At 47.1% G+C, this 20,060-nt stretch carries 18 protein-coding genes, 1 other RNA gene, 1 pseudogene and 1 riboswitch; of the genes and pseudogenes, 17 read left to right on the forward strand and 3 right to left on the reverse strand.

The genetic code is table 11. The features are described from left to right. The first annotated feature begins 1 nt into the window (after position 1). From ACIRUQ_RS14360 to ribE, 15 genes and pseudogenes are all read left to right on the forward strand, one after another. Positions 2–1,039 carry a nitrogenase component 1 gene (locus ACIRUQ_RS14360; protein ID WP_055289922.1) on the forward strand — a complete coding sequence of 346 codons (1,038 nt, stop codon included), beginning with the start codon at positions 2–4 and terminating at the stop codon, positions 1,037–1,039. A 57-nt stretch (positions 1,040–1,096) separates the two neighbouring features. Further along, positions 1,097–3,514, forward strand: coding sequence for a carbamoyltransferase HypF (gene hypF / locus ACIRUQ_RS14365; RefSeq protein WP_055289924.1), 2,418 nt, complete (start codon positions 1,097–1,099; stop codon positions 3,512–3,514). Positions 3,515–3,909: 395 nt separating this feature from the next. Continuing rightward, positions 3,910–4,119, forward strand: coding sequence for a HypC/HybG/HupF family hydrogenase formation chaperone (locus ACIRUQ_RS14370; RefSeq protein ID WP_021738051.1), 210 nt, complete (start codon positions 3,910–3,912; stop codon positions 4,117–4,119). Further along, a complete protein-coding gene (gene hypD / locus ACIRUQ_RS14375) occupies positions 4,119–5,174 on the forward strand; it encodes a hydrogenase formation protein HypD (RefSeq protein ID WP_022036373.1) in 1,056 nt (351 codons plus the stop codon). The genes ACIRUQ_RS14370 and hypD overlap by 1 nt, the downstream gene beginning before the upstream one ends. 44 nt (positions 5,175–5,218) lie before the next feature. After that, positions 5,219–6,226 carry a hydrogenase expression/formation protein HypE gene (gene hypE, locus ACIRUQ_RS14380; protein WP_055289926.1) on the forward strand — a complete coding sequence of 336 codons (1,008 nt, stop codon included), beginning with the start codon at positions 5,219–5,221 and terminating at the stop codon, positions 6,224–6,226. Positions 6,227–6,244: 18 nt separating this feature from the next. Further along, entirely contained in the window at positions 6,245–6,517 is a 273-nt protein-coding gene (locus ACIRUQ_RS14385) for a TM1266 family iron-only hydrogenase system putative regulator (protein WP_021738048.1), read from the forward strand. Then, positions 6,517–7,266: pseudogene (locus tag ACIRUQ_RS14390) on the forward strand (nitrogenase iron protein NifH); the annotation flags it as partial. The gene ACIRUQ_RS14385 and the pseudogene ACIRUQ_RS14390, both read left to right, overlap by 1 nt. A 147-nt stretch (positions 7,267–7,413) precedes the next feature. Continuing rightward, positions 7,414–8,751 (forward strand): nitrogenase component 1, encoded by a 1,338-nt coding sequence (locus ACIRUQ_RS14395; RefSeq protein WP_021738046.1) that lies wholly within the window; start codon positions 7,414–7,416, stop codon positions 8,749–8,751. Then, entirely contained in the window at positions 8,748–10,067 is a 1,320-nt protein-coding gene (locus ACIRUQ_RS14400; protein WP_021738045.1) for a nitrogenase component 1, read from the forward strand. The genes ACIRUQ_RS14395 and ACIRUQ_RS14400 overlap by 4 nt, the downstream gene beginning before the upstream one ends. A gap of 79 nt (positions 10,068–10,146) precedes the next feature. Beyond that, entirely contained in the window at positions 10,147–10,650 is a 504-nt protein-coding gene (tadA, locus tag ACIRUQ_RS14405) for a tRNA adenosine(34) deaminase TadA (protein ID WP_021738044.1), read from the forward strand. Between the two features lie 47 nt (positions 10,651–10,697). After that, positions 10,698–10,959, forward strand: an RNA gene (gene ffs, locus ACIRUQ_RS14410) — signal recognition particle sRNA large type. Positions 10,960–11,014: 55 nt separating this feature from the next. Continuing rightward, positions 11,015–11,172: riboswitch (FMN riboswitch) on the forward strand. A gap of 295 nt (positions 11,173–11,467) precedes the next feature. After that, a complete protein-coding gene (gene ribD / locus ACIRUQ_RS14415) occupies positions 11,468–12,571 on the forward strand; it encodes a bifunctional diaminohydroxyphosphoribosylaminopyrimidine deaminase/5-amino-6-(5-phosphoribosylamino)uracil reductase RibD (protein WP_081695189.1) in 1,104 nt (367 codons plus the stop codon). A gap of 38 nt (positions 12,572–12,609) precedes the next feature. After that, the gene (locus ACIRUQ_RS14420; RefSeq protein ID WP_021738042.1) at positions 12,610–13,272 is read left to right on the forward strand and encodes a riboflavin synthase; all 663 of its coding nucleotides are present in this window, start codon (positions 12,610–12,612) and stop codon (positions 13,270–13,272) included. 115 nt (positions 13,273–13,387) lie between these two features. Further along, positions 13,388–14,593 carry a bifunctional 3,4-dihydroxy-2-butanone-4-phosphate synthase/GTP cyclohydrolase II gene (locus tag ACIRUQ_RS14425; protein ID WP_022036381.1) on the forward strand — a complete coding sequence of 402 codons (1,206 nt, stop codon included), beginning with the start codon at positions 13,388–13,390 and terminating at the stop codon, positions 14,591–14,593. 55 nt (positions 14,594–14,648) lie between these two features. Next, entirely contained in the window at positions 14,649–15,110 is a 462-nt protein-coding gene (gene ribE, locus ACIRUQ_RS14430; RefSeq protein WP_022036382.1) for a 6,7-dimethyl-8-ribityllumazine synthase, read from the forward strand. Between the two features lie 102 nt (positions 15,111–15,212). Here ribE and ACIRUQ_RS14435 read toward each other — a convergent pair whose 3' ends face one another. From ACIRUQ_RS14435 to ACIRUQ_RS14445, 3 genes are all read right to left on the reverse strand, one after another. After that, entirely contained in the window at positions 15,213–15,875 is a 663-nt protein-coding gene (locus ACIRUQ_RS14435) for an HAD family phosphatase (protein WP_055289928.1), read from the reverse strand. A 125-nt stretch (positions 15,876–16,000) separates the two neighbouring features. Beyond that, positions 16,001–17,527, reverse strand: a complete 1,527-nt coding sequence (locus ACIRUQ_RS14440; RefSeq protein ID WP_055289930.1) for a sodium/proline symporter — start codon at positions 17,525–17,527, stop codon at positions 16,001–16,003. A 198-nt stretch (positions 17,528–17,725) separates the two neighbouring features. Continuing rightward, complete coding sequence (locus tag ACIRUQ_RS14445) at positions 17,726–18,319, reverse strand: TetR/AcrR family transcriptional regulator (RefSeq protein WP_055289931.1); 594 nt, start codon at positions 18,317–18,319, stop codon at positions 17,726–17,728. A gap of 131 nt (positions 18,320–18,450) precedes the next feature. Here ACIRUQ_RS14445 and ACIRUQ_RS14450 point away from each other — a divergent pair, with 131 nt between their 5' ends. Continuing rightward, positions 18,451–19,152, forward strand: coding sequence for a hypothetical protein (locus tag ACIRUQ_RS14450; protein WP_022036385.1), 702 nt, complete (start codon positions 18,451–18,453; stop codon positions 19,150–19,152). Between the two features lie 3 nt (positions 19,153–19,155). Beyond that, on the forward strand, positions 19,156–20,058 hold the full coding sequence (locus ACIRUQ_RS14455; protein WP_021738031.1) for an AAA family ATPase: 903 nt from the start codon (positions 19,156–19,158) through the stop codon (positions 20,056–20,058). Positions 20,059–20,060: the final 2 nt, after the last annotated feature.

The following is a 20,060-nucleotide window of genomic DNA, read 5'->3' on the forward strand; positions in this document are numbered from 1 at the left end:
AATGAGAGGACTGAGAAAATATCTGACACCATTTGCACCGGATCAGTCCGGCGCAGTATCTGTATTATATGAATTTGGCGGGATCATCGTCATCTGTGATGCCGGTGGCTGTACCGGAAACATCTGTGGATTTGATGAGCCGCGCTGGTTTGAGAGTAAAAGTGCACTGTTCAGTGCGGGTCTTCGCGATATGGATGCGATCCTTGGACGGGATGACCGTCTGGTGGCAAAACTTGCAGATGCAGTGACAAAACTGGATGCAAAGTTTGCAGCGATCATCGGAACACCGGTTCCGGCCGTTATCGGGACGGATTATCATGCCTTAAAGCGTATGACGGAGAAAAAAGTGGATCTGCCGATTCTGACGGTGGACACCGATGGCATGGAATTATATGACAAAGGCGAAGAAAAAGCATGGCAGGAGCTGTTCCGGGTGTTTGCCGGTGAAAAAGAAGATGTGATTCCGGGAAATATCGGAATTTTGGGCATGACACCGCAGGATATCAGTGATCTGCGCGCGGCTGACCGTATCCGGGAGCATTTTGCAGCAGAAGGGAAAACTGCTATTTGCTATGGTATGGGAAATGGATTGGACGATGTGAAATCTGTTTCCAATGTGGAAAAACACATCGTGGTGGCACCGGCGGCACTGGAAGCGGCGAAATATCTGGAGCGGACTTACGGAACTCCGTATGAGATCGGTTATCCGCTGGTGGACGAACTGGTTTCTGATCTGGATTACAACGGTAAAAAAGTGCTGGTTGTACAGCAGCAGGTGATGGGAACCGCCATCCGGGAAGAAATTTTGAAACAGGCGCCGGATGCACAAGTGACGGTGGCAAGCTGGTTTATGATGAAACCGGAGCTGAGACAGGAGGGCGATCTGCATTTACGGGATGAGGATGATTATGTCGAACTGGTGGAAAAGGGCGGTTTTGACGTGATCTATGCGGATCACTGCATGGAGCGGATGACACCGAAGTTTGCGGGAATCTTTGTAGATACGGTGCATTTTGCAGTGTCAGGGCGTCTGGCGTAACAAAATGCTGTGTATCAGGGATATGTGAGAAAAGCAAATTAGGAGAAGAAGAGAGATATGAGCGAGATTACGAAGCGGATCCGGGTGTATGGTATCGTTCAGGGCGTTGGTTTCCGCCCGACGGTGAGCCGCCATGCCACAGCAAACGGGATTCGTGGAAATGTCTGTAATAAAGGGCCGTATGTGGAGATTTATGCACAGGGAGCAGTAGAGCAGGTGGATGGTTTCTTGAAAGATCTGGAGGAACATCCACCGAAACGTGCGGCGATTTTAAAAATAAATACGGAAGAGGTTCCGGCAGAGGAGGTACCGCAGTTTTCGGATTTTGACATTATAGAAAGCGAAAAAACAAAGGGGGAGATCTTTGTTTCGCCGGATATTGCGATCTGTGATGAGTGTAAAGAGGAACTGTATGATCCGAAGAACCGGCGGTATCTGCATCCGTTTATCAACTGTACCTGCTGCGGTCCCCGGCTGACCATACTGGATGCGCTGCCCTATGACCGGGAGCGCACCAGCATGAAAGAATTTCCTATGTGTCCGGATTGTGCGAAAGAATATTATGATCCGGAGACGCGGCGGTATGATGCACAGCCGGTGTGCTGCAACGATTGCGGACCGGAAGTGTATCTGATCGGCAGAAGCGAACGGGGCAGGGATGCCATCACTTATACACGGCAGGTGATCCACGACGGCGGAATTGTGGCGATCAAAGGAATCGGCGGTTTTCATTTGTGCTGTGATGCGACAAACGAAGAAGCAGTCAGCCGTCTGCGCACATTAAAATGCCGTCCGGCGAAACCTTTTGCAATCATGGCAAAGGATGAAACGGTGGTAAAACGGGAATGCATCGTGACACCGGAGCAGGAAGTGATCCTGACCGGGCATCAGAAACCAATTTTACTATTGGACAGACGATCAAAGGAACATAGAAAAGAAAGCCAACCACAGTCGGAAAATATATCTGAAACACGGCTGGCACCTTCTGTGGCACCTGGAAATCCAAAAGTCGGTGTGATGCTTCCGTATGCACCGGTGCAGCTGCTGATTTTTCAGTATGATGATGGGATCGAAATGCCGGATCTGCTGGTAATGACAAGCGGAAATACATCAGGAGCACCAATCTGCCGTGATGATGAGGAAGCGGTTGCCGAATTGTCTCATTTATGTGATGCTATTTTATCACATGATCGGAAAATCCGGATCCGTGCAGACGACACGGTCATGGATTTTTATAAAAATGAGCCGTATATGATCCGGCGTTCCAGAGGTTATGCACCACTGCCTTTTATGACATCTGCGGACTGGAAAGGGCAGGTGCTTGCTGTGGGCGGTGAATTGAAAAATACATTCTGCATCGGCGTGGACAGCCGGTTTTATCCGTCTCCATATGTGGGGGATCTGGAAGATCTTCGGACAGTAAAAGCTTTGCAGGAGACAATTCATCGGTTCCGGACGTTACTGGAAGTGGAACCGCAGGTGGTGGTCTGTGATCTGCATCCGAAATATAATTCCACGGTTGTCGCGGAAAGCCTGGGTTATCCGATGCTTCAGGTGCAGCATCATTATGCACATGTTTTATCCTGTATGACAGAAAATGACTGTCAGGAACCGGTGATTGGTGTTTCCTTTGACGGAACCGGATACGGTACGGACGGTACGATCTGGGGCGGAGAGATTCTGCTGGCGGATTATCAGGATTTTACAAGATTTGGCAGCATTACCCCATTTTTACAGATCGGCGGAGACGCCTCTGCAAAAGAGGGATGGCGTATTGCCGTATCCATGATCTACGGATATACCAAAGACCGGGAAAAAGCGTGGGAGATCATTGAGAAACTGGGACTATGCAGTGAAAAGGAAAGCAAGGTGCAGTTTACAATGGCAGACCGTAAGATCAATGCAGTGATGTCTACCAGTGCAGGCCGGCTTTTCGATGCAGTCAGTGCGATTCTCGGAATCCGGCGGCAGTCGAGTTTTGAAGGTGAGGCATCCACAGCACTGCAGTTTGCGGCAGAAACATTTGAACGCAGGTTGCAAAGCGACTGCATTCATGAGCAGGCAGCGGAAGCGGATTTCGAATGTATGCTTTACCGGAAGCAGACAACGGAGAATTTATCTGTATCGGATGTATCGTGTATTTTGAATACAGAGGCACTGGTTCAGCAGATTGTGACAGCAAAACTGCAAGGCACTGACAGCGGAGCATTGGCTTATCTGTTTCACCGGACGCTGGCGGAACAGATCGTGGCAGCCTGCAAGGCGGCACGTGAGCATTCAGGCAGAGCGAAAGTGGCTTTGAGTGGCGGTGTATTTCAGAACCGATTACTTCTGCGTCTGACAGAAGAAGGTCTGGAGCAGGAAGGTTTTGAAGTGCTGCGGCATCATATGATTCCGCCAAACGACGGTGGAATTGCCATTGGACAGGCGGCTTATGGATTGTATTATTTACAGAATGTGAAAAAAGAGATTTAACATTTGACATAAATTAAGCGAAATGATAGTATAAATTTGAAAGAAAAAGGTGCTACCGATAGACGGTTAGTCACAAAATATACTATTACAAAAAGTAATCGCTTAGTTTTGCAGACTGTGGGCGGTTACTTTTTTGTTTGATTTATATATGCAATCAATATCATTACGATAATATTTAATATCATCATAATAAGGGAAAGCAGTTCGAAATCACTCATAAAGAAAACCCTCTTTCATTAAATTTCCTGATAACAGGATTTCTATGTAATCAGAGAGTTCAGTCCCTCTGTTGAAGGACTAACCGCCTACCGTTTAAGGTAGCACCCAAAGATATTATAACAAACGTGTGTTCTGCACGCAATAACAAATAACTGCATTTTCAGGAGGGAAAAGAAATGTGTGTAGGTTTATCAGCAAAGGTAGTAAAAATCAGTAACGGCACAGCTGTCATTGATGCAGGCGGAGCAAAAAGAGAAGTTTCTTCCCAGCTTCTGGAAGATCTGGAGCCGGGAGATTACGTCATGGTTCATGCCGGTGTGGCAATTGCAAAGATTACCGATGAAGATGACAGCGAGACAGATCAGCTTATGGAGGAATTTTTGTAATGGGAGAGACAAACGGCGATAATAAAAAGAAAACGGCCCGGGAAATCATTGAGAACTATAACGGTCCGAAGGTGCGGATCATGGAAGTGTGCGGTACGCATACCCATGAGATTTTTCGTCTGGGAATCCGCAAATTGCTGCCGGAACAGGTGGAGTTGATCTCCGGTCCGGGATGTCCGGTCTGCGTGACGCCGGTCAGCTTTATCGATGAAGCGATTTATCTGGCATTGGAAAAAGGAGTGACGATCTGTACGTTTGGTGATCTGGTGCGCGTGCCGGGTACAAAGATGAGCCTTGCGGGAGCCAGAGAACAGGGAGGAAAGATCCACATTGTTTATTCTCCGGCAGATGCTGAAAAATATGCGAAAGAACATCCAAAGGAGCAGGTAACCTTTCTGTCGGTGGGATTTGAGACAACGACACCGGCCGGTTGTCTGTCCGTAAAATCGGCAAAAGAGGACGGCCTGGATAATTATTCCCTGCTGGTTGCGAACAAAACCATGCCGCAGGCTTATGAGGCATTAAAGGGCAGTGCGGATGTGTTTTTGTATCCGGGCCATGTCAACGCCATCACCGGAACACGTTTGTGCGAGGCACTGACCGAGGAAGGTGTCAGCGGTGTTGTGGCAGGATTTACCGCAAAAGAACTGATGACAGCGCTGGCAGTTTCCCTGGTGAAGTTTCAGGAGGGCAAACCATTTTTTGTAAACTGTTATCCACGTGTGGTGACACAGGACGGAAGCAGAGAAGCACAGGTGCTGGTGGATGAAATGATGGAAGCCTGCGATTCTGAATGGCGCGGTCTGGGCGTGATTCCGGCATCCGGCATGAAATTGAGACCGGAGTGGCAGGAGTTTGATGCCCGCATCAAATATCAGATGCCAAAGATGGAAGGCAGACCAAATCCGGCCTGTCGCTGCGGAGATGTGCTTCAGGGAAAATGCAAACCGTCCGACTGCAAAGTGTTCGGCAAAGGCTGTACACCGCAGCATCCAATTGGGGCATGCATGGTATCCGGGGAGGGAGCCTGCTCCGCATACTATCAGTATTCATGAATCGTTACCATAAATTTAAATGAAACAGAAAGAAGGAAAACATAATGGAAAATAAAACAGTCACAATGGCACATGGTGCCGGAGGAAAACAGACATCCGAATTAATTGATCAGGTGTTTAAGGCACATTTTGCAAATTCCGATCTGACAGCAGATGATGCGGCAGTGCTGGTTCCGCCGGCAGGAAGAATGGCTGTATCTACCGATGGATTTATCGTATCGCCAGCATTTTTCCCGGGTGGAAATATCGGAAAACTGTCTATCTGCGGTACGGTCAATGACCTTGCATGCATGGGAGCAAAACCATTGTACCTGACCTGCGCCTTTGTCATCGAAGAAGGATTTCCGATGGAAAAACTGGAAGAAATTGCCGCTGCAATGGAAAAAACGGCAAAAGAAGCCGGTGTACATATCGTGTCCGGTGATACAAAAGTAGCCGGAAAAGGTCAGGTAGACGGAGTATTTATCACCACCACCGGAATGGGTGAGATTCAGGAAGGGGTCACTGTCGGCGGTGAACTGGCAAAACCGGGAGATGCCATTATCGTGACCGGTGATATCGGCCGCCACGGCTGCACGATCCTTCTGGAAAGAGAAGATTTCGGTATTGATGCAAATGTAACCAGTGACTGTGCACCATTATGGGGAACCGTAAAAGCAGTCATGGACACGACATACAATCTGCATGTGATCCGTGACGCCACAAGAGGCGGTGTCGGAACGGTTTTATATGAGATCGCCGGACAGAGTAATGTAGGTATCCGTCTGAATGCAGCAGCCGTTCCGGTGCAGCCGGAAGTAAAAGGCGTCTGCGGTATGCTGGGACTGGAGCCGCTGTACCTTGCCTGTGAGGGCCGACTGGTCATTATGGCACCGAAGGAAGAGGCAGATGCTATCGTGGAAACACTGCATAAATGTCCGTATTCCGCAGATGCAGCCATCATTGGTGAAGTCATTGCAGAAGAACCGGGCAGAGTCGTAATGGAAACAGAGATCGGTACGCAGGCATTGCTCCCGCAGCCAGGTGGTGAACTGCTCCCGCGTATTTGCTAGAAAAGGAGGAGACCGGACATGGATACCAGAGTGGCGGTTATTTCAATTATTGTGGAACAGGAAGACGCTATCGAAGAACTGAATACCCTGCTTCACGAGGCACGACAGTACATTGTCGGCAGGATGGGCATCCCGTATCGACCGAAGGGAATCAGCATTATCAGTATTGCCATTGATGCACCGCAGGATGTCATCAGTGCACTTTCCGGAAAAATTGGGCGTTTAAAAGGCGTATCTGCAAAAACGGCATACTCGAATGTTATTACTCCGGCAGAGGGAGGAACAAAATAGTGATCAAGATAGCAGTTTACGGAAAAGGTGGAATCGGAAAATCCACCACGGTTTCCAATGTGGCAGTGGCTCTGGCAGAGATGGGTCTGACGGTGATGCAGATCGGCTGTGATCCGAAAGCAGATTCCACCATACAGCTGCGTCACGGAGAGGCGGTTCCTACCGTGCTGAGTTTATATAATGAAAAAAAACAGGCGCTGCGGCTGGATGATATGATCCGTATCGGTTACCACCATGTCATCTGTGTGGAGGCCGGCGGACCGACACCGGGGCTTGGCTGTGCCGGCCGTGGTATTATCACAGCACTGGAAAAACTGAAGGAAACCGGCGCATATGAAGTATATAAGCCGGATGTGATTCTGTATGATGTTCTTGGAGACGTAGTCTGCGGTGGATTTTCCATGCCGATGCGAAACGGCTATGCGGACAAAGTATTTATCATCACTTCCGGAGAAAACATGGCGATCCATGCAGCGGCAAACATTGCCATGGCAGTGGAAAATTTTAAAAACCGTGGTTATGCGGAACTTGGCGGCATCATTTTAAACCGCAGGGATGTTCCGCGGGAAGCGGAAAAAGTTGCGGAACTGGCAGATGATTTTCATACCGCTGTCATTGGTACATTATCCCACAGTGAACAGGTGGCGCTGGCAGAAGAACAGGGTATGACATTGATGGAATGTTATCCGGACAGTGCTATGGCAGGGGAATACCGTGCCCTTGCGAAACAGATGTATACGACATGTGGTGGCATTTTGCCGGAAAATGCAAAGTCTGATATGACGAAGAAGAAAGATACTGCAGAAGTACAGAGTGGGTATGAAAAAAACGAAGCGGTGTCACAGAAAAATCAGAGCGAAAACACAGTCGATACGGTTGTGCAGGAGGAAAACTAGATGTTGCAGCGTGTAGGTGAAACAGTAGATCCACAAGATGCAGTGGTAAAAATAAAAAATGCATCTTTTCCGGCACCTTTTGCATCCGAGCTGGAATATAATTCTCCGGTGCATGGCAACTGGAATATCGTGCATACGGGAATGTTGGTTCCGGAGGCAATTCAGATCTATGTCTGTGCGGATAATTGTATGCGCGGCGTTGTACTGACAGCAGCGGAGATGAATGCGGCAGATCGTTTTTCTTTTGTCATTGTGGAGGAACAGCATGTTTTAAATGGCAATTTGGAGGACATCACCATTGAAGGTGTGACAGATATACTGAATAAGCGCAGCGACCATCCGAAAGCGGTATTGCTGTTTACCGTGTGTCTGCATCATTTTGTGGGAAGTAATCTGAATTATATTTATGAAGAGCTGGAACATCGTTTCCCGGATATCTGTTTTATACGCTGCTATATGGATCCGATTATGCAAAAACATGGTCTGACGCCGGATCAGAAGTTGCGGAAAGCCATGTATGATCCGTTGTCGGAGTGTGAGCCGGATGCGAAAACGGTGTCGATATTCGGCAGTGACTTTGCATTAGATGAGAGCAGCGATATCAAACGGTTATTGAAACGATATCACTATACGGTGCGGGAGCTTCCCACCTGTGAGAACTGGCAGGATCTGTTGGCTATGAGTCGGGGACGGCTGTTTCTCGATATTTATCCGGCCGGAAAATACGGGATGGAGACGCAGGCGCGGCGGTTAGGCCGGGAGCATCTGTATCTGCCGGGCAGTTTTGATTATGATGAGATTGAGCAGCAGATGCGGCAGCTGACAACTGCTCTAGGACTTCCGGAATTAAGCAGAGAAACACTGGATGCGGAACGGTCTGCCTGCGAAGCAGCTTTGGCAAAGGCAAAGAAACTGATTGGAGATATGCCGGTCACATTGGACTATCTGTATCATCCGAGACCATTAGGGCTGGCAAAAATACTTTTGATGCATGGATTTAAAGTAAAAGCAGTGTATCTTGACGGTATCAGCCCGGAGGAAAAGGAAACATTTGACTGGCTGCGGGAGCATGCACCGGAACTGGAACTGATCGCAACGATCCAGGTGAAAATGCGGGTGTTGCCAAGGGGTGGTGAAGAGGAAGTGCTTGCCATCGGACAAAAGGCAGCCTATTTTTGCCGCAGCCGCCATTTTGTTAATCTGGTGCAGGGGGAAGGCCTGTACGGATTTGACGGAATCCGCAGAACTGCGGAACTGATGATGGATGCATACCGGGAAGAAAAAGATACTGAAAAACTTGTGATACAAAAGGGATGGGGGTGTGAGTGCTGCCTATGAGACAATCCTATCGAATCATACCGATTTATACGGCAGATGTGTCCGGAGTCTGCTCTGCATTGTACGAGCTGGGCGGAATGACCGTCATGCATGATCCTTCCGGTTGCAATTCTACTTACAATACTCACGACGAGATCCGCTGGTACGATCAGGACAGTCTGATCTTTATTTCCGGTCTGACAGAGATTGATGCAATCATGGGAAATGACCGCAAATTTATTGATGATATTGAACATGCAGCCCGGGAACTGCGGCCGAAATTTATTGCTCTGGCGGGTTCTCCGATTCCTTTTATGAATGGAACAGATTTTCCAGCGATCGCCCGGGTCATTGAGGCAGAAACCGGAATCCCGACATTTTCCGTGCCTACCAATGGCATGCATGATTATGTGTATGGTGCGGGCATCGCATTGGAGAAAATTGCGGAACGGTTTGCCGGAAAAACAGAGATAGAGAATGATACGCAGAAGCAAACATCTGCAAATAAAAGTGCTGAAACAGAAACGACAGATGATAGCAGGTTTCCGGATTCGGTGGTGAACGTGAATCCAAAGAAAAAGGAAAAGCGATCTGGCCGCAGTGTAAATCTGCTGGGTGTGACGCCGTTAGACTTTGGCCCGCAGAAAAACGTGGAAATTATGAAAGAAAATCTGTATAACTATGGTTGGAATGTTCTTTCTGCCTGGGCGATGGGAGATACGTTGGAAACGCTGCAGCAGGCAGGAACGGCGGATGTCAATCTGGTGGTATCGGCAGTGGGGCTGCGGGCAGCAAAGGTGCTTCAGGAAAAATTCGGAACGCCGTATGTGATTGGAACACCGAATGAATGGCTGGCAGAGACTATTTCAGAAGCACTGGAAGAGGCGGCAGAACAACAAACGGAGCAATTATCAGATGTGAAATTCACGGGCACAGCATCCGGGACACAGGTAATACAAAAATGCGGCAGCACAGAGAATACGAAGCTGGAATCCGGAAAATCTGATCGGAAAATGGTATATCTGCAGAATCGCATGCAGAAAGAAGCGGAAATTACCCTGATCGGGGAACCTGTAACTATGGGATCTCTGGCAGCAGGTATTGAGAAAAAATACGGACATTCTGTACGCGTGTTTTGCCCATTGAAAGAATGTGAAAATCTGGTCGGAGAGAAAGATGCTATTGTACTCGGAGAGGAAGCGATGGAGGAAGCTCTGAGAGATGCAAAAATCATTGTGGCAGATCCGTTGTACAAGCCCATCTGTCCGGCAAAATGTACGTTTTATGAATTGCCCCATGTGGCATTTTCCGGCAGACTATGGTTTGGCGCTGACTGAAACAAAGGGTAGCGTGCAGTGGTTCTGAAGAGAATATGTCCGCTTTACAAAATATCAACTGGTAAAGGATATAACAGTAATGACGACAGATGAAAAATATATGAAACAAGCGATAAAACAGGCAAAAAAAGCATATGCCATCGATGAAGTCCCCATCGGCTGTATCATTGTGCGGGACGAGGATGGCAAGGTGATTGCCCGTGGATATAACCGCCGGAATACGGATAAAAATACACTGTCCCATGCGGAGCTGAATGCAATTCGCAAGGCAAGCAAAAAACTGGGTGACTGGCGGCTGGAAGGCTGCACGATGTATGTGACGCTGGAACCTTGTCAGATGTGCGCCGGTGCCCTGGTGCAGTCACGGATCGACCGCGTGGTGATCGGGAGCATGAACCCGAAAGCCGGCTGTGCCGGATCGGTATTGAATCTGCTTCAGATCGCAGGATTTAACCATCAGGTGAAGATCGTGCAGGGCGTCTGCCAGGAAGAATGTTCCGTGATGCTGAGTGATTTTTTTAAAGAGTTGCGGGAAAAGAAAAAGCGGAAGAAACATGCACCGGAGCAGGTTGGAGAGAAATGAGCGAAAATTTATTGACAGTTACCGAGATTCAATGATATACTTAAAACTCGAGCAGCCGGGGTGGTAGCGGTACCTTGTACCATCAATCCGCTAGAGTTGGGGTGATATCCCGCAGAGGGTTGTTAATTGTAGAGCTGCCTCTTATAAGCGGCGTAGATTTTTGGGTCTCACGCAACAGGAACTTACGAACCGGGTCAGGTCAGGAATGGAGCAGCCCTAAGTAGGATCTCTTGTGTGCCGTGAGGGTGCCTGGGATGAGTTGGCTGTAGGAGTAACGTCTGGGATTGCAATTCGAAGCGGGATGCTCGTAAAAAAAGATTGCATTTACAAAAAGTCTGTGCTATCATATGTGCAGAAAAAGCAAAGAAATCTTCAGGGCAGGGTGATCTGAACAGAATGAACTTCGAGTCAGAGAGTCCCGACCGGCGGTAAAGCCCGCGAGCGTGAAAGCGTTGATTTGGTGATTCTGATCAGCAGAAGATTCCAAAGCCGACAGTATAGTCTGGATGAAAGAAGAACAAGCGAAAATAAAAGTTAAACAGAATCAGAAAATGATGTTTGGCAGAGAAACTTAACCAGTTCAATGGAAAACAGATTTTGAGATTCCTTTAATAAAAGATTTTCACTCCCTGAGATTTATGTCTCAGGGATTTTCTTTTACCATAAATTTTTGATCCGAAAGAATTTATCGAAGCCGGGATGTTAATGTTATATAAAGCTAACATAAGCATCAGGCAAAGAAAAGCAAAAAATTCAGGAAGCGCAAAGATTTATGGAAGAGGAAAATCCCTGGAAGCTTGGAGGGAGTGATTTTTTTATGCAAAAAAAAGAAGAATATATGAGACGGGCGCTGGAGCTGGCGCGAAAAGGGGAAGGCCATACATCACCAAATCCTATGGTCGGCTGTGTAGTAGTCAAAGACGGACGGATCATCAGTGAGGGGTATCATGAGAAATACGGAGAGTTCCATGCGGAGCGCAATGCACTGACCCGCTGCACGGAAGATACTGCCGGTGCGGATCTGTATGTAACTTTGGAGCCGTGCTGCCATCAGGGCAAGACACCACCGTGTACGGATATCATCATTGAGAAAAAAATCGCCAGAGTATTTGTGGGAAGCATGGATTCCAATCCACTGGTGGCAGGAAAAGGTGTACAGATCCTGCGGGATCATGGCATTTATGTAGAGACCGGGATCCTGGACGCAGAATGCCGGAAGTTAAATGAAGTATTTTATCATTACATTGCGACAAAGACCCCTTTCGTGGTGATGAAATATGCCATGACACTGGATGGAAAAATCGCCTGTGCCACCGGAGACTCTAAATGGGTTACCGGGGAAATTGCCAGAACGCAGGTACATCGGATGCGGGGACGTTACCGTGGCATCATGGTAGGAATCGGAACGGTGCTGGCGGATGATCCAATGTTGAACTGTCGTGTGGAAGGCGGTGTGGATCCGGTGCGGATCATTTGTGATTCGAACCTGCACATTCCGACAGAAAGCCAGATTGTAAAAACTGCATCAGATATTGAGACGATAGTAGCCTGCAGTCAGGAAGCCTTGGAATCGGAACGAAAGCAGGAAAAAATCAGAAGATTAAAAGAAGCCGGGATTCAGATCATTGGAACGGAAGGTGCACACGGAGTCAATCTGGTGGAATTGATGAAGAAGCTTGGCGGGCAGAACATTGACAGCATTCTGCTGGAGGGCGGCGGAACCCTGAATGCTTCTGCACTGGAAGATGGTATTGTGAATAAAGTATATGCCTATATCGCCGGAAAGCTGATCGGCGGTATGGATGCCCGTTCTCCGGTGGAAGGAATGGGAATTGACCGGATGGCAGATGCGATCACATTGCAAAATGTGGAGATTGAGAAGCTGGGCGATGACTTCTGCATCGTGGGATATGTGAAATAATAAAAAGGCAGAGATAAAGTGAAAAGAAGGAATGAAACATGTTTACAGGATTGATTGAAGAGGTAGGAACCATTCAGAGTGTACGGCATGGTGCCCGGTCCTGTGTGCTGACGATCGGATGCAGGACGGTGTTGGAAGGCAGCCAGATCGGAGACAGTATCGCAGTGAACGGTGTGTGTCTGACGGTGACAAGTATGGGTGGCAGTTACTATACCGCAGATGTTATGGCAGAGACGATGAACCGCAGTTCTCTGGGACAGTTAAGCACCGGGGCGAAGGTTAATCTGGAACGGGCGATGCCTGCAAATGGCAGATTTGGGGGACATATCGTATCAGGTCATATCGATGGGACAGGAACCGTTCAGAGCATTGAACCGGATGATAATGCCGTGTGGTATACCATTGCGGCGAAAGCGGATTTACTGCGTTATATTGTGGAAAAAGGTTCTATCACCATTGATGGCATCAGCCTGACGGTGGCTTATGTAGATGATCATTGTTTTAAAGTGTCCATCATCCCGCATACACAGCAGGTGACGGCGCTGCATGACCGGAAGGTGGGAGATATCGTGAATCTGGAATGCGATATCATTGGAAAATATGTAGAAAAACTGATGCGTCCGGCGCCAGCGGCAGAAGAGCAGGAAACAAAAAAAGAAAGTGGAATAACCGAAGACTTTTTAAAAAAATATGGATTTTAAGTTCACTCGTCACATACATTCAGATCATGATCACGCTTGCATGAGGAGTTATCTAAATGCATAGTGAGGAATGGCGCGTGTGAACCGTACAGGAAAATTTTTGGAGGATAAAAAAATGGCAAAGAAAATCGGAACAGTAGAAGAAGCATTACAGGATTTGAGAGATGGGAAAGTAATTCTGGTCATTGATGATCCGGACAGAGAGAATGAAGGAGATCTGATCTGTGCAGCTGAATTTGCAACACAGGAAAATGTAAACTTTATGGCATGTGAAGCGAAGGGGTTGATCTGTATGCCGATGAGCGGTGAGCTCTGCGACAAACTGGGACTGGATCAGATGGTAAATGTAAATACCGATAATCATTGTACGGCATTTACCGTATCCATTGACCATGTAGACACCACAACCGGTATTTCCGCAGCAGAGCGTTCTTATACTGCACTGAAATGCGTAGAAGATGGAGCAAGACCGGCGGACTTCCGCAGACCTGGCCATATGTTCCCGCTGCGTGCAAAAGAGGGCGGTGTGCTGGTGCGTGACGGTCACACAGAGGCGACAGTGGATCTGGTAAAACTTGCCGGACTGAAACCATGCGGACTCTGCTGTGAGATCATGCGTGAGGACGGAACGATGATGCGTACCACAGAACTGTTACAGTTTGCGGAAAAACATGATCTGACCGTTATTACGATTGCAGATATCATTGAATATCGTTTGCAGCATGAGAGCCTGATCCGCAGAGAAGCGGATGCAAAACTGCCGACAAAATACGGTAACTTTGAAATTTACGGATATGAAAATATTTTAAACGGAGATCATCATGTAGCGCTTGTGATGGGCGATGTAACAGACGGTGAGCCGGTGCTCTGCCGGGTACATTCCGAGTGCCTGACCGGTGATGTGTTTGGATCCAGCCGTTGTGACTGTGGAGAACAGTTAGATGCGGCCATGAAAGCGATTGCAGAAGAGGGCAGAGGAGTGTTGCTGTATCTGCGTCAGGAAGGACGCGGCATCGGCCTGATCAATAAATTGAAAGCATACGAACTGCAGGAGCAGGGTTACGATACCGTAGAAGCAAATATCAAACTTGGTTTCCCGGCAGATATGCGTGAGTATGGCGTAGGTGCACAGATTCTGCGGGATATCGGAGCAAAACGTCTGCGTCTGCTGACAAACAATCCAACCAAGATCACAGGACTTTCAGGATATGGTATTACCATTGAAGAGCGTGTGCCGATCCAGATCAAAGCACAGAAATTTGACTATTTTTACCTGAAAACAAAACAGGAAAAAATGGATCATATGACAAACTATAAATAAAATGTAACGCTTCAGAACAGTTGCAATGAAATTAAAAAATCAGGAGGATAAGAAAATGAGAATTTTAGAAGGAAATGTAGTAGCAGAGGGCATTAAAATCGGTATTGTAGCAGCGCGTTTTAACGAGTTTATCGTATCAAAACTGGTTGGCGGTGCACAGGATGCCTGTGTACGTCACGGTGTAAAAGATGAGGATATCGATCTGGCATGGGTTCCGGGTGCATTTGAGATTCCGATCGTTGCAAAGAAAATGGCAGCTTCCGGAAAATATGATGCAGTGCTTTGCCTGGGTGCTGTAATCAAAGGATCCACAAGCCACTATGATTATGTATGTGCTGAGGTAAGCAAAGGAACTGCTATGGTTGGTCTTGAGACCGGCGTACCGACACTCTTTGGTATCCTGACTACTGACAATATTGAGCAGGCTATCGAGCGTGCAGGTACAAAGGCCGGAAACAAGGGATATGATGTAGCCTGCTCCGCAATTGAAATGGTAAATCTGATGAAAAACATCTAAATAAGATAGTGAAATAAAAGATAGAAAATCCCCCTGCTTCCATTGCACAAAGCAATAAAGCAGGGGGAATGTTTATTCTGCCAGAGTTTCTTCACAGAAAACTTAACGGAATAGCGAAATTACATCTGCGGCGGTCGACACGATTGCCGCAGTTTTTTTTGCTGTTTCTTCGGATGGCATTTTCAAATCCGGGATACAGACTACGGGAATATTTCCATTCGATGCGGCTAAAATACCGTTTTCGGAGTCTTCCAGCACAAGTGCAGCTTCCGGTCTAATGCCCGCCCGCTGACATGCTGCCAGAAAAATATCCGGGTTTGGTTTGGAACGCGGTACCTGATCACCGCCAATAACAAATGCAAAATAGTTGTCGAGGTTTGCCAGACGCAGATATTCCATGACAAGGTCATGCTTTGTGGAAGATGCCACGCAGCATGGAATATGATTATCTGTGAACCATGCGAGAAGTTCCGGGATTCCCGGCTTTGTGGGAGGACCGTCACGGTGGATCTTTTCAGTGACCAGTGTACGGCATTTCTGACTGATCTCTTCTGCCGGGTAATCGTCCCCGTAAAGTCTGTGCAGAATATCCAGTAATTGTTGACCGCAGGTTCCAATGGTATGGATGTAATCGTCTTTTTGCTGCGTATAGCCGTATTCTTTCATGACACCATCTTTGGTCGTCATAAAAAGGCGTTCGGTGTCAAAAATCAGGCCGTCCATGTCAAAAATTGCAAGTGCGGGAAGTTGAAGTTTTGAACTCATGATATATGGTGATCCTTTCAATGATTAGATATGTAAGCTACTGTAATTATTTTTCAGTATACATGAAATCAGCCTGAAAGGAAATAAAAAATCATGCTGGACAGACATAGTTTTTTACAAAAAGTCTATATACTTTCGAATTCATCGATGATCTCCTGTGACGGCGGAGCGGTCAGCAGGCTGACGATTACGATGGCAGCTGCGGAGCACAGGAATGCAGGCAGCAGTTCGTAAATACCAAGGAGTCCGCCGTGTGGTGCGATCAGGAATTTCCAGATAAATACCATGGCTCCACCTACGATCATTCCTGCCAGAGCACCGTTTCGGTTGGAACGTTTCCAGAACAGTGCAAAGAGCATAACAGCACCGAAAGTGGCACCGAATCCTGCCCATGCGAAGGATACGATACGGAAGACAGAACTGTCCGGATTACGGGCAAGGAATACACTGATGGCGGCAATGACCAGAACAGTGATACGAGCCATCAGCATGGACTGTTTTTTTGTACATTTGATTCCGAAGCAGTCCTGCAGCAAATTTTCTGAAATACTGGAAGATGCTGCCAACAGCTGGGAATCGGAGGTGGACATGGTGCTTGCCAGGATTCCGGCAAGGATCAGTCCTGCCATCAGCACGGCAAGGAATCCGTGATTGCTCAGCAGTACGGCGGTTCTGACGATCAGTGTTTCAGACTGGGAAGAGTTCTCCAGAACATCCATAGCACCTGCTTTTGTCATGGCATTTCCGATAATACCGATAAAGATGGCGATAAACATGGAAATAACGACCCATACAGAGGCGATGCGGCGGGATGTTTTTAATTTGTTTTCATCTTCAATACCCATGAAACGCAGCAGGATATGCGGCATTCCAAAATAGCCCAGTCCCCATGCCAGAGTGGAGGCGATGGTCAGCCCGTTGTACGGTGTGCTTCCGCCGGTTGCTGCATCATGAGACATTGTCATGCTTAAGTAGCCTTTCAGTGACTGTGCATTTGTGATAACAGCATCCATGCCACCAGCCATATGTACGCCGTAGATCAGTACGACGACCAGGGCACCGGTCATGATAATACTCTGGATCAGATCAGTGGTACTTGCGGCCAGAAATCCGCCCAGAGAAGTGTAAGCAACGATAATGATGGCACTTACGATCATGGCAGGCATATACGGAACACCGAAGAGTGTGGCAAAGAGTTTGCCGCAGGCAGCGAATCCGGACGCAGTGTACGGTACAAAGAAAATTACGATCATGATGGCAGAAATTGCCAGCAGGGAATTGCTTTTATCCCGGTAGCGGTTTGCAAAAAAAGATGGGATCGTAATGGAATTATTTGCTTTGTGGGAATAGCGGCGCAGACGTTTTGCGACGATGAGCCAGTTCAGATAAGTTCCGATAGCAAGTCCGATGGCAGTCCATCCTGCTTCGGCGCAACCGGACAGATATGCGACACCCGGCAGACCCATCAGAAGCCAGCTGCTCATGTCAGAGGCTTCGGCACTCATAGCAGTCACGATCGGACCAAGCTTTCGTCCACCCAGATAAAAATCACTGGTGTCGTTGTTTTTTCTGGAAAAGAGAATACCGATCAGGACCATGGCACCCAGATAGATGATCATGATGATCAGCATTCCAATTGTGTTTGCATTCATAAAAATCAATCTCCTTTATTACGTTACTTCAACAAATTTCTGCCAGTATACCATGAATAAAAACAGACTGCAATACAGAACGGAGTATAGACTAAAGTACAGAAAATAAGCATAAAAGGTGATATAAACCTGCTGAAATAAAGGAAAAATAGAAATAGACTAAGATATGGAATGAAATATAGAATAAAAATAAATCAATCAGATATCCCTGATCCGGATCTGTGCCAGATAGATGGGCATCGCTGTAGAGCCGTACGTTTTTAAAGAATATTCTCCATTACAGATGCACCAGTCATAGAGCAGGGCGCGTTCCGCAATCGCATACAGCTTCACCATTTCATTTACGGAGAGATCTGTGCGGAATTCCCCGCCGTCCTGCCCTTCCCGGATGATACGGCGCAGCAGTTTATAGTAATAGCGGTTGCGGTCCAGCAGATGTTTTTCTCCTTTGGTAATGAGCTGTGTGGACAGCAGCCGTGCCAGCAGATCCAGTGAAATGCTGTTTTCAATCATGGAAAAAAGCTCCTGGTTCAGATAAATCAGCTGTTCATAGCGTGTCGCAAAGTCGGAAAGCTGTGCTTCCAGTTCCATATATTTTTCGTCAAACAGAAAGGAAAGAGATCCGAGCAGAGCATCTTTTCCTTCAAAATAATGATAAAAGGAGCCTTTTGAGGTAGCGGATTCCGCAATGATCTCATCGATGGTGGTGTCATCGTATCCCTGTTCATAAAAGAGTTTCCAGGCAGCGGAAATAATTTTACCCTTGGTGTTGCGTGGTTGTTTTTTGCTCATAATAAGGCACTCCTTCCATAGTGTTACAAACTTACTGTAACACTTGTGAGAAGTGTCGTAAAGTGGTAAAATAGAAATACTCAGAGTATGGGAAAATCTCTGGAGAGACAGTTATTGGAGGAACATTTATTATGAAGAAACACACCGGAAAACTACTGGGAGTACTGTTGCTTGTTATGGTCGCTCTGGCAGGATGCGGAACAAAGAATGCGGGAACCACAGATGGAGGCAGTGCAGCTGCCGAGACAAAGCTGGATTCTGTAAAATCAAAAGTGAAATTTGACGGAGTCTATACAGCAGGGGATACTCTGAAGATACAGATGACACTGGATAAAGACGGTAATTGTGATTACGGTTATACCGGGATTTATCAGCTGAGCACCAGTGAAGCAGGTTACCGGGTACTGAACCTGATCTACTATGGTCAGGAAGGGGAGGATGATGCCCAGACGCAGCTGGCTTATGATTCCTATGCGATTCAGCAAAATGAAGACGGCACTTATACGCGGTGCAAACTCACAGAAGGTGAGGAACCAGATTTTGCCGGCGGGACACAGATGAAGTTCGAGAGCGGATCAGACACAATCTTTACAGATACAGCACTGGAAGCTTCCTATACAGCAGATGGCGGATCTTATATTGAACTGCATGAGGATGGCTCGTTTGTGTTTGGGGCACATATGAAATATGCAGCAGATAAAGATAATTTTGAGCTGATCGGAGGCAGCAGCTCATCGGTATATACTTATGAGGCAGATGAGAATCAGGATTCACTGATACTGAAAAATTCAGATGGACAGACAGTTATGAAGTTGCAGCGAAAGGAGAATTGATTTATGAAACCAGAGGGAAGCAAGGTAAACTATCAGGAATTGGCAGAACGTTTTTACACATTGGATACAGAAGTATATGAAGCATCCGGAAGTGAACTGGGAAAAGTGTTTCCTGGACCAAAGCATATTTCTGTAAAGCAGATTTTGAAGGATTTCGAGCGTGAGGATACAGAAAAGCTGAAAGATGAGTTGATTCTGATCGGAAATATGATTAAGATCATTGAGGAAAACGGTGGCAGATATGAGGAACTTTTTATCCGTTATGAGCATCTGTGCAACGATATGATGGCTGTGATGGAAGATGATGGATTCCGGGATCAGATTTCAAAAGATTTTACAAAGGATCGTCATGGGCTGATGTATAAGACCGAAAAAGATCATGTTGTAATCTGCATTGCCCGTGAGACCGGCGCCGGTGGTCATGAGATTGGTTCCCGTCTGGCAGGACGGCTTGGATTCTCTTTTTATGATGATTCGGTTCTGGATCTGATGATTGATGAACTGGATGAAAAGATGCCGGGAATCGGTGGAAAAGATTTGCATTTTATCAAACAGAGCCATGTGATCAAAGAGATTGCAAAAGCAGGTGACAGCGTCATTGTCGGAAGAAGCTGCGGTCATGTGCTGATGACGGGCGGTATTCCGCGTCTCAGTGTATTTATCGGTGCACCATATGAGAACCGTGTCCGCAGAAAAATGCTGCTCAACAATCAGGATCGTCGGGAAGCAGAAGAGTTTATCCGTAAGACAGATAAGCGCAGAAAGACATCTTATGATTATTATACCGGTAAGAAATGGGGTAATCCGGCAGATTTTGATATCTGCATTAACAGCGCATGCTACGGTATCGATGGAACGGTAGATCTGCTGGAGCGTCTCGTGCAGTATTCACTGGATAAGAAATAAGA

The sequence above is a fragment of the Eubacterium ramulus genome (genome assembly GCF_045002895.1).
GTDB classification, from domain to species: Bacteria; Bacillota; Clostridia; order Lachnospirales; family Lachnospiraceae; genus Eubacterium_I; species Eubacterium_I ramulus.